Raw genomic sequence first — 14372 nt, 5'->3', positions numbered from 1 at the left:
GAAATTATTCATTTAAATGAAGATAGTTATCGTATGAAGCATCGTTCTACCATATTTGGGGAAGAAAGTGTTTCAAATTAATAAGCAAAAATTGTGTCATTCTACTTGACGGTCACACCTCTGCAAATTCCTCTTGACTTAATCCTAACTCCTCTCTTTTTTTACGTAAATAACGGCCAATTTCTGTTTTAGGTTCGCGTCTGATTCTTGACATGCATGTTCCTCCTAATCTATAGATTTATCTAGTATCGACATGATAATTAAAAATTAGTCTAGGAGATTACAGACATGTAAGAAATATCCTGAATTTAATCATTTAAATATTAAAAACGCAAACAAAATTAATTGTTTACGTCAGGATTGTGAAAATGTTTATTATTAAAGATTTCTAGAAGGTTCAATAAACTGTAACTATATTTTTCTTCTATGATCACTTGGACATTAAAAAGTTATTTTCAGATTGTTGTATTTTATTATATAAAACCCTATTTAAATGTATTTATGTAACATCAATCCCATTCCGAACTTCATCTTCTTGATATTTTTCCTTTTGAAAAGTTCTAAATAAGAAAAATAATGAAATCATATAACTTAAACTAACTAAAATTAACATCCACAGATTGTTTACCATAATAATTCCTATTGTTAACCCAATCATTAATAAGTACAACAAAATATTAATCATATTAGTAGGTAAATTTTTGTTAAAATATGATTCGAAAATACCTACGATAAGGATTAAAGATAACAAAGAAACAATGAATTTTAAGATTGAGATTAACATATTCCCAGAGGTTGTATATAAGGATAAAAAGTACCCAATTATATAAATAATAGAAAAGGTCAGCAACAAAGATTTAATTATATTCTTTACCGGTCTAACAAAACCTTCAATTTGGAACAAGATTGAACCGCTACTTAGCTCATTTTGGTAACTATATTTTAATTTTATTGATGAAATTGTACTTATGACTTTATCCTCTATTAATTTTATTTCCATATTATCTTTTTTTAACTCTTGTTTTAGTTCTTTATAAATTTTGTATTCCAGATATGGAACTGAATTTGTAAATTTCTCATAGATTTCTTCCTTATTGACAGTTTCCTTTTTTAAACTTGCTAAAAGTTGTCCTAACTGTATTAAAACTAAATCAGCTCTTTCTGCTTTTTTAATATCTGATTCATCAAATTGCTTTTTTATTTGATTAAATAACCAAATAGTTATTGCAAAAAAAACAATGATAACTGTTTTGGTAAGACTATCAGTATTTGGAAATAAATTATCAATTAATTTATTTAAATAATCCATATTCCAACCCCTCATTTCATTTTACATATTTTGATTATATAAATACGTTTATAAAATAATTTGGTTTCATTGATCTGGATAATAAATGTAAAAATTACATTATATAAGATATCGACATTCATTAGTCAAAAATAAAATCATAGAATAAAATCTGCAAACAATTGGGTGTGCGATGTATTTTATTGAAATAACAATGAGTTACTATTATTAATTTACTTAACACAAGGGGAATATTGCTTAGCGTAATTTATAAAAATGATTGATCATTTAAAACAAAATTCGGTTAAGTTTAAATAAAGATTAACAATTTATATTAAAGTTTGATTAAAAATGGGACGTATTCAATGCTTTCTTGAATAATGCATGAAGTAATTACTAAATATTTGTAATATAAAAGAACTAGATTTATAATAAAAATTGGTAATCTTTAGTATTTACAGTTAAACTCATAATAATTTGAGGAGGAACTATCATGGCAGATCCTAGAGCATTTATAAGTTTTGACTTTGATCACAACGAAACGGAAAAGACTTTATTCGTTGGCCAAAGTAAGAATTCAAAAACCCCATTCTCTATTCAAGACTGGTCAGCTAAATCATCAATGCCACAAAGTAAATGGGAGGCTATTGTAGAAGAAAAAATTAAAAAAACAAATATGGTGATTATTCTTGTTGGGAAGTATATGGCAAGTGCAACAGGGGTTAAGAAAGAAATAAAAATGGCTAAGGATAACAATGTACCAATATTTGGAGTATATGTAGGTGGTGCTGATGCAAACAGCAACTTACCTGATGGTTTAGCGCGTAGTAGGGTTGTGAAATGGGAATGGGAAAAAATTGCTGAGAAAATTGATCAGATGATGGGAGAAGGAAAAAATAAGTAAGGTGTGATTATATGCGTAAAGCATTAATAGTTGGAATAAACTATTATGAAAGTATCTCTCCTTTATATGGATGTGTCAATGATGCATATTCAGTTAAATCTGTGTTAGATAGGAATAGTGATGGCACAATAAACTTCTCAGTGAATTTAATGACTGCTACGGGGCCTGACAATTTAATTACAAGAAAACAATTAAAAGATAAAGTACAAGAGTTATTCGAAGACGATTGCGAAGTAGCATTATTTTATTTTGCTGGCCATGGTTATATAGAGAGTACAGGAGGTTTTCTAATTACATCAGATTGCAAAGATGGAGATGATGGTTTTTCACTAAATGAATTACTAGCTATAGTGAATAAATCTAAATCAAAAAACAAAGTTATTATTTTAGACAGTTGCCACTCAGGGATAACTGGAACTAATATATCTGATAATAACTCTCTATTAAGTGAAGGTTTGACAATTCTTACTGCTTCAAGTGCAAAACAATATGCAACTGAAGAAAATGGGAGTGGTGTTTTTACTACTCTTTTGGTAGATGCTTTAAATGGCGGAGCTGCAAATCTTGTAGGCGATGTTACACCAGGAAGTGTATATGCACATATTGATCAATCATTAGGACCATGGGAACAGAGACCAATATTCAAGACGAATGTGAAAAATTTCATCTCATTAAGAAAAGCAAATCCACCAATAAGTCTTTCGGATTTAAGGTTGTTGCCTGAGTTATTTAGGAATGTAGAAGATGAATTTAAATTAGAACCATCATTTGAGCCTGAAAGTGAAGCCCCTATTGTGGAAAACACAGAAAAATTTCGAGTATTGCAGTCCTATAATAGAGTTAATTTAGTTGTTCCTGTAGGTGAAGAACATATGTATTTTGCTGCAATGAATAGTAAATCATGTAAATTGACACCGTTAGGGATACACTATTGGAATCTAGTTAAAAACGATAGAATATAATAATAGTACTTTTATAGGGGGGGCAAACAACAAAACGCGTTTAACGAATTGGCATTTTGTTGCCTGGCCCCCATAAAAACTTCAGAATAAACTGGGATTCTTTCTCTAATAACAAATATTAATTAAAACAATTTTGGTGGCCGTCCTTTGTTTTCTACCACTTTACGAACATGTCCTTCCCATTTTCCGATAAGTTGATTCCATTCAGGATCCATTAAATATTCATTAATTGGTCTGTCCAGATCGAATTCAGGGAGGTAAGTACCTGTAACCCCTTTTTCTAAAATTCCGTCTGCTATTACTCCTTTTTCACGAAAAATTAGGATAGGGAGCCCTATCTGAAATGCCATAGCTGGTTCTATGTGACAATAAGGACTAGTAATCCATTTTCTTGATACATCGTTTGGATATGTGTTTGGAATATCAGTACCTGACTTTCCTTGGCCTTTCTCTATAAAAGTTCTACGGAATGCTATAGTAAGTAAGCCGTTAGATTCCATCATTAGTCTTCTAATAGCTACTAGAGGTTCTTCCATATCATAGTCCGTAACACCTAGTGTTCGTGGTTGAAATCCTCTTTGTTCTAAATAATTAGAGATACTAGTAATGAAATCTTCTTGTTTTTTGAGGTGTGGTTTAGGGTAACTTAAGAAAATTGATATCTTCAAAATCATTTCTCCCTTGTAGAATATTGGAATATTAGATATTATATTATTCGACAAAAGAAGGGATAAACCTTTATTTCGTACTCGGGCACAGTTCTTTTGCATTTTAAAATTCATTTGCCTCTAAATATCATTTCTACATCTATCTTCATTCTATGCTCCTTTTCGCATAATTAAAGTAGTATCCTAAGTCTGCATTATATTTTTTTATATTATTTTTTTAACGACCATTTATTTGCCCGTTTTTATCTTATTAACAATCAAATAATAGGTTGGTATAATAATAGAGATGAATTAGATCTCTCAACAAATATTAATATAACACCTCTGGCTGCAACATAATTCAATATATTTAAAGGAGAAAAAAATGAATAGTAATAAATCAAGCAATAATAATACTAGAAATCAAAATCAGACAGTATCAACCCCTAAGCCAATCAGTGTTGCACCAAGAAGAAATATAAGGTCCGGAGAAAGACCATCATATCAAGCACCTATTCCACCTAAGATTAAGTAATAATTTTTGAAGCTGGGCTTTTAGGATCTAATTCATTTATTATTAAACCAGACTTAGTGTCTACATATGTTCTTTTAATGGCATACTTGTAATATTCGTGTGCTTTATCCCATCCTTTTGAATAATCAATTATAAGTGATTTGTCTGTTTCAAAAGGACGGGACATTCTAATAACTGAACCACATATTTTATCATCAGGTTTATCAATTTTATAAATTTCAATAATTAATTGTTCCTCTTTTTGTTCCTCTAACTTATAAAAGAAACTTTCCCAAACAGTAGGATCTTCGGACAGTTTAATAATCTTCCTTTGTAGTCTCACTTTATTTATAAGTTTTAGAATTTTTTGATATAAATACCTAGACCATATATATGCAGTTAAAAAACTAAATACAATGCTAAGGAATAGATAATAGAAGAGAAACAATATGTTATTGGATAAATTGTTTAGATCCTTTAAATTTAATACATATTTCAAATTCAAAAAGGATAAATCTAGTTGTAAATAACAAAACAAAATATTAAAAAGCAGGAACAAAATATTATACACGAGCACGGTTAAAAAAGTAGCGGGTGCCCACAATAAAGCTGTTAAACCCACCATTTCAGTCGGTGTATGTTTTACAACAGGATTTAGCCCGAACATTTGTAGCCAAAAATAGGTAATTAAGCCAGGTAGAGAAAATACAATTAATGAAATAAATTGATCCATTCTAACACCCCTAATAAATTGTACCATTTATTGAATATCAAGGGATTCTAATTTAAGAAAAAAGTAACCTAATCTTGTAAGACTCTTCCCCTTCAATGAATGAAGGGATACCTATTTTGTGCCTGGCCTAGGTGATGTCATCGTAGGGATTTTACGGACATTCCATCTATTCCGTGACTTCCTTTGTTTCGCTCCACACGTTTTACGAGATTTTTCCGTAACAAGAGTTATAACCTCCAACCAAACAGGAGCGCCCATGACTCAGTAAAAAAGTATCAAAGAGGGATTCCGCTGGGTAATTGATATTGAATTAGAGAAATTCTTTGATAACGTTAATCATGACAAATTGATGGGAATTCTAGCTAAAAGAATTTGACGACCACATACTCCTCAAATTAATCCGAAAATATCTCCATTCTGTGTCATGCTTAATGTGGTTGTTCAATTAACGGAGGAAGGGACTCCGCAATCCTCTTCTATCAAATTTAATTCTTGATAAATTAGATAATGAATTGGAAGCCATAGGACATAATTTTGTCCGTTATGCGATGTCTGCAACATTTATGTCCAATCATTAAAAGCAGGAGAACTTGTAAGGGAATCCATTACGACGTTTATTTAGCAGAAACTAAGGTTGAAGGTAAACAGAGATAAGTCGGCGGTTGACCGCATATGGAAACGAAAATTTCTTGGTTTAAGCTTTACTTGGTGGAGTAATTATAATGCATAGTAGACTAAATACTGTCAGCAAGAAAAAGAGCATTTAAAGGATAGTGAAGTGGAGTTTTTACTGGTGATTATCAACCGCCAAGAACTGGTTAAAAAACAGGAAGGATGATTCCTTTCCTATTTTTTAATTTCTTCAAGGTTTACAATAATATTGGCACCATTATTATATTCTTCCTCTGTAATTATTTCGACAGATCCATCAAAGTCTTTGTTGAATTCTCGTTTAATCTTTGTTATTAATTCATTAGGTGTTATTAAAGCTTCGTTTTTAGAAAAATAATAAAAGGGTTTGCCGTTATGGGTAATTTTGTAGTACCTTACAACATTATTTCTCATTATAAAACCTCTTTCTATTTTAATATATATTTATTATACATTTTTAACCAACTTAACATCAGAATTAATACACATTAGATAGAAAAGGGATCACTTTCCCCTCTTCATTACTTTCAATCTTAAAACATAAATTTGTAAATGGACATCTAAAATGATCTGTTGAGGTTCCTGCTACTGGCAAAAAATATATTCATTGCAGTCTTTTAATTCAATATATTCTATCTTATTAAAAGCAAAGACAGAAGTTTGTTTTTCCAAATTACTTCACCTCCGAAGCTTGTATATTAGAAATTTTACATGAATAAGATAACAAAATATTTCGTTCCAGATTGTATTGCTGAATGTTTAAAAGCATCATGAGTTATATAATATTATTTTTAGAAGGATTTCTCCAAATATTATTGAATTGAATAGTTTTGGAGGGATTCTAATGAAAAAAACAAAACATTTTGAAAAACTTAGTAAAGAAACCCAAGAAATAATTAATAAATTTGGAGTCGAAGGAATACCGGATGCGGCTGTTATGCGAAAACTTCATATAGAAGAAAATCGATCAGTGCTTTTTGAAATAGTTGATAAAGCTATTATTCTTAAAGTTTTTCTAACTAAAGGAAAGAGGGATAAGGATATAGATGCTTTGATTGATTTGGATGGAATTGAATACTTCCCTAAATTATACGCTTACCATAGTGGTGAGTATTTGTTTATGGAAAAAGCTCAAGGATTGCCTTTACCAGAGTATTTTAAACAAGGCGCATCCATAGATGATGTAAATAAATTTAGAGATTTGTTATTAGATGCTTTCATTAAAATGGTAGATAGGAATCGTAGAGACTGGGACTTTAAGTTGGAACATGTATTTTGGTCACAAGAAACTAAAAAACTAACTTGGATTGATTTGGGTTGCTGTGAAACTTACTCACCTCTGAGCCAGATAAAAGAAAAAGATATTGAAGAATTTTCCGGAAAATTTGAAAAGAGATTTTTGATGAGCGGGATAAGAATTTATTATTAATAATAAATATTTTTGCATAGTACAAATATACAATTCAATAGAAATAGTATATTCAACAATCGGTCGCGATTGTGGAGCGATACAGGTAGAAAATGATCTAAGTTATTTATAAAATCGAAACTCAAGTCTGTTGGAAAAGAATCAATTTCAAAATTGATTCTTTGTATTTATCGTAAAATCTAGTTTACGAGGTATTTTTGATCAGACTTAATTTTAAAGTTATTCTTACTTTAATCAAAGTATTGATAGAGTTTCACTTTGTATTTTCTTTGCTGAGGAATTTGACGAACATTAAGCATTATGTCGAGAAAAAACGTCTCAATTGAGTTTTGTTTAAACCTTTTCGGAAATTGGCCTCAATACCTTTATTTGATTCCGTTTCGGTTTCTGAATGATGAACGTCATTAGATTAATCAATAAGACCAAAGGCTTCATCACTGTTGAGTTTAATGATACAAATATTGTAAGTGCAACTAACCTTAAAGAAGTAGTTGTTGCTTTTGACGGTACTGTGGATGCAGCTACTGCTGAAAACAAAGAAAACTATTCAACTACTGCTGGTGCAGTTAAATCAGCTGATCTTTCTGCGGATGGAAAAACAGTTGTATTAACACTTGATGCTGGTGTTGTTATGACAAACCAAAAAGCTTACAAAGTATCAGTAAGCAAAGTAAAAGCTGGAGATAAAGTTGTAAGTGCAACGGATTTCAGTTTCACTCCACTTGATAACACTTTACCAGAAGTTGCTCAAGTAGTAACTCTTGGTAATAAAGCTGTTAAAGTTATCATGACTGAGCCAGTTAAAAATGTAAAACCAGGCAACTTCCAATTAGATGGAAAATCATTCTACGGTTCTGTAAGTGTAGGTGGTTCTGAGAGAGAACTTATCTTAAAACCTTATGATGCATCTTCATTAACTACTGGAGAACATAAATTAACAGTTTCATTAGTTGAAGATTATTACAACTTGAAATCTCTTTCAAAAGAATTCACTTTTAATGTTGTAGAAGATAAAGAAGGTCCTACAGTAACAGAAGCTAAAGCTACTTTAGAAACTGCTACGTTAACTTTCAACGAAGATCTTGATGCAGATACTGTTAAAGCTGGAGATGTTTACTGGTTATCTGGTACAACTAAGAAATATGCAACTGGTTTAACTAAACTTGCTGGTAACAAATATGCATTCGAATTTGGAGTGAATGATCGTTTACCTGCTTATGAAACAACTTTATACATTGACAGTGTAAGTGATTATAGCGGTAATGTGAACGCTACTAAAGATGTTAAAATTACTGCAGTAGTTGACCAAGCAAGACCAGAAGTAACTGACGTAAAAACAAATTCTGATAAAAAATCAGTTACAGTTAAATTCAGCAAACCAGTTACTGTAACTGCTTCTAACTTTGTAATTACTGACAATACTGGAAAGAATATTGCAATTAAAACTGCATCTATTGATTCTACTGGTAAAGTTGCTACTGTAGAATTATACAATGTAATTGCTGAAAACAATGCTCATACAATTAAAGTATTTGGTGTACAAGACACTACTACTTTAAAAAATACAATGTTAGATTACACTACTACATTTAATCTTGATGATAAAACAGGTCCTACTTTAGCTCAAACTGGTGTTTCTGCTAATAGTGCTGAGCGTACTGTAATTTTAACATTCAATGAAAAAATGGATCTTGCATCAATCTCAAACCCAGCTAGTTACTTGATTAATTTCAAAGGATCTTTAAGATCATTACCAGCTGATACTGAAATTAGACCAGTTCAAGATGGTAAAGGTGTATTATTTATCTTCCCTGAAAAAATTGGTACAGATGCAGTAACATTTAAAACTGCTGCTGGAGCTGCAGGAACATTAACTGCACTTCAAGTAAATGGTGTTAAAGATGTTGCAGGTAATATCTTACAAGGATATTCTTTCTCAGCAGACTTAGTATTAGCTGTTGCTGATGCAACTGTAGCAGCTTACTCTACTTCAGTAGCTAAGCCAGCAGTATTTACTGATGGAAAAACTCTTAAAGTTAGATTCAATCAACCGATTGGAACTGCTGCAGCTAGTGACTTCGTACTTACAGGTGGAACTATTGAATCAGTATCTACAGATGGAACTAACTTAGTAACTATTAAATTAGCATCTGATGTGGGTACTAAAGCAGCTGCTTTATCATTAAAAGTTGCTACTGGTAACACAATTAAAACAGTTACAGGAAACGGTGTTACGTCTACTGCTCCTGGTCAATTTGTTGGAATTGAAGACCAAGTTAATCCTAAAGTTCAATTAGCTACAAATGTTAACACTCTAGCTTCATCTGTAAACGGTGGTGGCGATGTTGTTATTGAGTTACCAATGAGTGAAACTTTAGATGCTACGAATGAAACAAGTTTTGGCGTTGATTTAATTGTTACTAAGCTTTCAGCTAATGGAACAACTGGTGTTTTACGTGCAGGAACTGATTACACTACTGCAGTTAAAGCTAACACTGGATCTGGTGCTTCACTTGTTGTCAATGATCACATCATTGAAGTTACAATTAAAAATGCAGTAGCAGGCGGAAATGACACTGCATACTCTGTACAAGTTAAAAATGCTCGTTATATCGAAGATACTAATGCAAATACTGCTGATGATTCATCTGTTTACACAACAGGTGCAACAACTGACCTTCGTAAACCAGTTGCTACAGTTACATCAACTACAGTTAAAGCTGGAACTAATGTAAATGTAACATCTGACGAAGCAGGAGTTGCTTACTTAGTTCTTGATAGTGCTAATATCACTACAGTAGCAGGTGCAGATGGTGAAGTATTAGCTGGAAGAGCAACTAAAGTTGCGGTTAATGCAAACACTAGCACTGCATTATCTACTACTGCACTAGCAGATGGTACTTATAAAGTTATAACTGTAGATGCTGCTGGAAACGTATCAGCAGAGTCAACAGGAGTTGTTACAATTGATTCTACTGCTCCTACTGCTACTGTAACTAGTGGTAACGCTACTGGTTTAGTATTAACATTTAATGAAGCATTATATGTTGGCGGTACAGCTGTTGCAAGTGGTGATGTTAAATCTTTATTTACTGCAGCTAACTTAAGTGTTGGTGGTTCAACTGCTATAGAAATTACTTCTGCAACTTACAATGCAGCTACTAATGCGGTTACATTTGTAATTTCTGGTGCTGAAGCAACAGATACAATCACTGTTAGCCCAACTGTTACTGATGCAGCTGGCAATGCAGTAGATCTATCTAAAGATGTTGCTACTTTAGGTGCAGGTCCTGGTTGGACACTTAACTAAGATAAAAGTTCTCGAAAACATAGGGTGCCAGACACCACCCAGATATTTGGAAATGGTACTGACATACCTTCTGAAAGGCTCTGTGGAGAGAAATCTCTGCGGGGCTTTTCTTTTTAAAAAGGGAATCCGAATCAAATAGAAAAATAAGCTTATATTATAAAAGTGAATAAGATAAATATCTGCCCTAATTCCATTTATGGAGTTAGGGCTATTATTATTTGATGTGGATTTATAATGAAAGATAGGTTGAATATGTTGTTTAGATAATATTAATTGGTAGGGATTTATATCATGCAATATTAAGTATGCTTCTCTTGATATCTCTCTAGTAGATAGTGCTTAACTGATTCATTGATGAAGGAGGTGATCGATTCAATCTGATTCTGCTTCTGTAATATTTTCACAATGGAGTAGAGATTATTTTGCAAGTAAGTCGTAATCCTTGTATGTGACTCTTGGAATGTGGGTTTTTTCTCTTGTTGTTTTAGTGCAAATGGTTTCCCATCGATAAGGAATACGGTAGCACTTAACTCATCCTGTTCAGGTTCTTCTTCATTATCATCCATCTCTTCGTAAACTTCTATTTCTTCATAGTCTTCTTCTAAATCTGATTCTTCTTCAAGCCAGTCATCTTCATCAGTCAATAATCGTTTCTTCTGAATCGTTTGTTCATCTCTTAATAGATTTATATTTCTTTTTCGTCTTTCACCATACATCGGAATTTCCCCCTACATCGTTATTACATCTACATAGAAGTAGATTCTACTTCTACCTAGACGCATTATTTTATTGTTTTTTATCTCTGTATAGATGAGAAGACAAAAAAATGAAGGGAACCCTTTTGATTAATGGGATGGATAGCTGCTTGTTTAGATTTCATCTAGTAAACAAGCAGCCGTATTTCATTAGTAATCTTCTGGGAATAGGATGACGATTTCGTTCCCCTGATCGATTACCCAAACCGTTCGCTTGATTGGTTTATTATTCTCTAAACCTACAAAAATAGTTGTTTCCCTACTGGGTTCTTCTTGCCTCTGAATTAACCATTGCTTATCATTTTCTATATAAAACTCAAAAACTTGTAGGTAATCAGTTAAGATTGATTGGTTTTCTAATAGGTATTGAATGATGAATTGCTGGTGATCGTTTCCTAGTTCTTCCGAAACTGCCTTTGTCATATACATCGATTTATCGGTTTCAAACATAATGATTATCTTCTCCTAATCCTTCCATGATACTTTCTATATTTCCTCCAAAGTGATCTTGTAAGAGGTAGACCAAACTCATTTGATGATCGTTCATGATTCCTATTCGATAATACTCGCAACCTCCAGATGCTTCCTTTTCCACAAATTCAATATTCCATTTAGTAAACAACTCATGGACATCTTGTTCTTCTTCTGCTACTTTGATACAAGATTCATATGGTAAACGAAAGGATAAGTTGGGTTCTTCATTTCCCTCTGCCTCATACCATTCAAGAAACTGTGTTTCTATGGCTCTTAGGAAGGGGAGGGGGAAGAATGTTCTTGCTTTCAATTCTTCTATATCAGCGATGGTTTGGATGATTCTCATTTTGGGTTTCACCCTTTCTTTGTTTATTTCCTGTTTCACCTTGCGGATCGGACACAGACTTTCCAAAAATCACTTTCCATTTTCTTTTTGTGAGCTTTTGCCCTCGAATGAGATTTGGACTTAGATTTATGGAATTTCTCTTTTGGAATCGCAAGGTTCTACTGCCTATTTCGGTTTCCGGTTTTGTACCTTGATGGTTGGGTCTACAATTTTTCTACCGCATTTGCTTTTCCTGTCGGGTCGTTTGGATGTAGAATTTTGCCGTCATGTTTACTGTTGAATGTCCAGCTAATTTACTTACAGTTGTAAGTTCAACTCCTTTTCGTAGCAATCTAGTCGCAAAGGTATGACGGAATAGGTGAGGGTGAAGCTTTATTTCAAGTTCTTTAGATATGTTGGACAACCAGTCTCGAACGGCATCTCGATGCATTTTTTCGGCTCTTTGACTAACCAACAGGTACTCACTTTCCCTGAATTTTGAATGTAATCGATCACCATGTAGGTATTGTTTCAGTAGCAGTAGCACATCCTGTCGCAAACTGATTTCTCTCATTTTGCCTCCTTTACCACAAACCGTTAGGATAGAGGTTAGTGGATCAATATCACCTATCTTGATGTTTACTAACTCTGAAACTCGTAATCCACAATACAAGAGAAGGTAGGCGATCAGTTTATTTCTTATGGTAACTTTTGTATGATCCTCTAGGTAGAAAAGGAGTCTTTCAACTTCTTCCTCTGACAAAGCCGTTACGACATGTTCACTTCCAGCGGCAACCTGAACTCTATCTTTCTTAAGGGCGATATAGCTTTCAGAAACGAATCCTTTCTTTTGGAGAAAGTCATTGTACACCTTCAAACTATTGATTTTCTTATTGATGGTTGCGATGGCGAATGGATAGTCAAGTAGGTATTGCTTGTATCTCACAAAGGAGAAGCGAGAGAGAGGCTGTTGATCAGAAGCAGCCTTTTCCTCTAAGTAATTTTTGTAGCTCTTGATGTCACACACATATGACTCAATGGTTTTAGGTGCTCTCCCTTCTTCCATTAACCACTGCTGGAAAGACGATATTGTTTCCTTCATATATTTTTTTCTCTCCTAACACAAAAAGAGCCATTGATGCTAAATTTGCACCAATGACTCTTACTTTTTGATGATGTCAATAATCGTTTTTATCGTGCAGCTTGTACACGGGAGAATACAAGAACATGTAAATACTTTCACCGCTATTTCCTCCTTTCGTAAAGCTAAAATCAACCTACCCTTTTTTCGTAATTTCTCTTACAACTTCAGAAGCTACTGCTACCACTACTGGAATGATAATTTTCTCTAGCATCTATTTCACCTCCTTAAGGTTCAACTCCCGACAGTAATATAATTATGACGTGAGTTTTTAGGTTGGTAATTCAGCTAAACCTGTTGGTACCGCTGAATTTTACTTTGCCCTGTAATTCACTCATTAGTTTTGTCGTCAGATCGGCTCCTTGATTAAATACTTTTGTCGTCAGATTGCTAAAGAAAATTCACAACAAAATTAGCTTCAAATGTAGCCTTTCTCTTTGAGTGAAACGAATTTTTCTTCGCAAACGACCAGATGATCCAATACGTCAATGCCTATTATTCTTCCTGCTTCTACTAATCTCTTCGTTACCTCACAATCCTCTTTACTAGGTGTAGGGTCCTGTGAAGGGTGATTATGACCTACAATTATGGATGCAGCGTTGCTAAGGATAGCACTTTTCATTACCTCCCTTGGATGTACTAGACTCGCATTTAGACTTCCTACATGGCAGATGTTGATTGCTGTCGGCTGATTTTTCGTATCTAAACTGACAACCACAAATCGTTCCCGATCCTCATCTACCAGAAACTCTTTCAACAGATTATAAGCATCCTCTGGCGAGGTAATTTTCCTATTCTTGTACAAGATGCTAGATTCTCTTACTAGCTTTAGGCTAACAATATTTATCCTCTTTGCTGCTTGATGCTTTTTCTTAACTTCAAATCCTAACTCCAGTTGCTTTGTCTTTTCAGATTCATAACATTTCATTCTAACTCCTCCTCAATAGAAGTAGCCCTAACTCCATAAATGGAATTAGGGCTGATATTTATCGTATACATTATTATAATATAAGCTTATTTTCCTATTTGATTTTGGATTCCCTTGTTAAATAGAAAAGCTCTGTAGAGATTACTCTCCACAGAGCCTTTCGGAAGGTATGTCAGTTTCCATTTCCAGATAACTGGATGGTGCCTAGTATAGTAAATAGGTCAAATAAATAGAAAAAGGCCACCGTTTTCATTGTAAAATGGAAGTACCTATCACAGAACTTCCAATATTACTACCCTAACCAAGGAGAT

The 14372-nt window shown here is 33.1% G+C and carries 14 protein-coding genes and 1 pseudogene; 5 read left to right on the top strand and 10 right to left on the bottom strand.

What is annotated here, in order from left to right; translation table 11 throughout:
- Positions 1-112 precede the first annotated feature (112 nt).
- Together ACFSO7_RS24020 and ACFSO7_RS06930 are read right to left on the bottom strand one after the other, a co-directional pair.
- Entirely contained in the window at positions 113-214 is a 102-nt protein-coding gene (locus ACFSO7_RS24020; RefSeq protein ID WP_483861708.1) for a RodZ family helix-turn-helix domain-containing protein, read from the bottom strand.
- Between the two features lie 285 nt (positions 215-499).
- Positions 500-1309: a hypothetical protein gene (locus ACFSO7_RS06930; RefSeq protein ID WP_377876575.1), complete on the bottom strand. Its 810-nt coding sequence runs from the start codon at positions 1307-1309 to the stop codon at positions 500-502.
- Between the two features lie 472 nt (positions 1310-1781).
- On the opposite strand from ACFSO7_RS06930, the gene ACFSO7_RS06925 reads away from it, so the two are divergent.
- Together ACFSO7_RS06925 and ACFSO7_RS06920 are read left to right on the top strand one after the other, a co-directional pair.
- Positions 1782-2192 carry a TIR domain-containing protein gene (locus ACFSO7_RS06925; protein ID WP_377876574.1) on the top strand — a complete coding sequence of 137 codons (411 nt, stop codon included), beginning with the start codon at positions 1782-1784 and terminating at the stop codon, positions 2190-2192.
- A gap of 11 nt (positions 2193-2203) precedes the next feature.
- On the top strand, positions 2204-3154 hold the full coding sequence (locus ACFSO7_RS06920; protein WP_377876573.1) for a caspase family protein: 951 nt from the start codon (positions 2204-2206) through the stop codon (positions 3152-3154).
- A 122-nt stretch (positions 3155-3276) separates the two neighbouring features.
- On the opposite strand, the gene ACFSO7_RS06915 is transcribed toward ACFSO7_RS06920, so the two are convergent.
- Positions 3277-3822, bottom strand: a complete 546-nt coding sequence (locus tag ACFSO7_RS06915; RefSeq protein WP_377876572.1) for a hypothetical protein — start codon at positions 3820-3822, stop codon at positions 3277-3279.
- A gap of 506 nt (positions 3823-4328) precedes the next feature.
- Positions 4329-5048, bottom strand: coding sequence for a hypothetical protein (locus ACFSO7_RS06910; protein ID WP_377876571.1), 720 nt, complete (start codon positions 5046-5048; stop codon positions 4329-4331).
- A 213-nt stretch (positions 5049-5261) separates the two neighbouring features.
- On the opposite strand from ACFSO7_RS06910, the pseudogene ACFSO7_RS06905 reads away from it, so the two are divergent.
- A pseudogene (locus tag ACFSO7_RS06905) lies at positions 5262-5754 on the top strand (reverse transcriptase domain-containing protein); the annotation flags it as partial.
- A 140-nt stretch (positions 5755-5894) separates the two neighbouring features.
- On the opposite strand, the gene ACFSO7_RS06900 reads toward ACFSO7_RS06905, so the two are convergent.
- Complete coding sequence (locus tag ACFSO7_RS06900; RefSeq protein ID WP_377876570.1) at positions 5895-6113, bottom strand: hypothetical protein; 219 nt, start codon at positions 6111-6113, stop codon at positions 5895-5897.
- Between the two features lie 430 nt (positions 6114-6543).
- Between ACFSO7_RS06900 and ACFSO7_RS06895 the strand changes: the two genes are divergently transcribed.
- Both ACFSO7_RS06895 and ACFSO7_RS06890 read left to right on the top strand, forming a co-directional pair.
- Positions 6544-7128: a hypothetical protein gene (locus tag ACFSO7_RS06895; protein WP_377876569.1), complete on the top strand. Its 585-nt coding sequence runs from the start codon at positions 6544-6546 to the stop codon at positions 7126-7128.
- Between the two features lie 394 nt (positions 7129-7522).
- Complete coding sequence (locus ACFSO7_RS06890) at positions 7523-10438, top strand: autotransporter outer membrane beta-barrel domain-containing protein (RefSeq protein WP_377876568.1); 2916 nt, start codon at positions 7523-7525, stop codon at positions 10436-10438.
- A 299-nt stretch (positions 10439-10737) separates the two neighbouring features.
- On the opposite strand, the gene ACFSO7_RS06885 is transcribed toward ACFSO7_RS06890, so the two are convergent.
- The 5 genes from ACFSO7_RS06885 to ACFSO7_RS06865 all read right to left on the bottom strand — a co-directional run bounded on the left by ACFSO7_RS06885 (position 10738) and on the right by ACFSO7_RS06865 (position 14061).
- Complete coding sequence (locus ACFSO7_RS06885) at positions 10738-11154, bottom strand: hypothetical protein (RefSeq protein WP_377876567.1); 417 nt, start codon at positions 11152-11154, stop codon at positions 10738-10740.
- A gap of 189 nt (positions 11155-11343) precedes the next feature.
- The gene (locus tag ACFSO7_RS06880; protein ID WP_377876566.1) at positions 11344-11643 is read right to left on the bottom strand and encodes a DUF960 family protein; all 300 of its coding nucleotides are present in this window, start codon (positions 11641-11643) and stop codon (positions 11344-11346) included.
- Positions 11636-12013 carry a hypothetical protein gene (locus ACFSO7_RS06875; RefSeq protein ID WP_377876565.1) on the bottom strand — a complete coding sequence of 126 codons (378 nt, stop codon included), beginning with the start codon at positions 12011-12013 and terminating at the stop codon, positions 11636-11638. The genes ACFSO7_RS06880 and ACFSO7_RS06875 overlap by 8 nt, the downstream gene beginning before the upstream one ends.
- 214 nt (positions 12014-12227) lie before the next feature.
- The gene (locus ACFSO7_RS06870; protein ID WP_377876564.1) at positions 12228-13094 is read right to left on the bottom strand and encodes a tyrosine-type recombinase/integrase; all 867 of its coding nucleotides are present in this window, start codon (positions 13092-13094) and stop codon (positions 12228-12230) included.
- A gap of 457 nt (positions 13095-13551) precedes the next feature.
- Positions 13552-14061, bottom strand: a complete 510-nt coding sequence (locus ACFSO7_RS06865) for a JAB domain-containing protein (RefSeq protein WP_377876563.1) — start codon at positions 14059-14061, stop codon at positions 13552-13554.
- Between the last annotated feature and the right edge of the window lie 311 nt (positions 14062-14372).

The organism is Bacillus sp. CGMCC 1.16607 (assembly GCF_042683745.1).
Classification (GTDB): Bacteria; Bacillota; Bacilli; order Bacillales; family Cytobacillaceae; genus Pseudoneobacillus.
The sequence above is the reverse complement of the archived record's forward strand: the minus strand, read 5'-3'. Positions and strand labels throughout refer to the sequence as shown.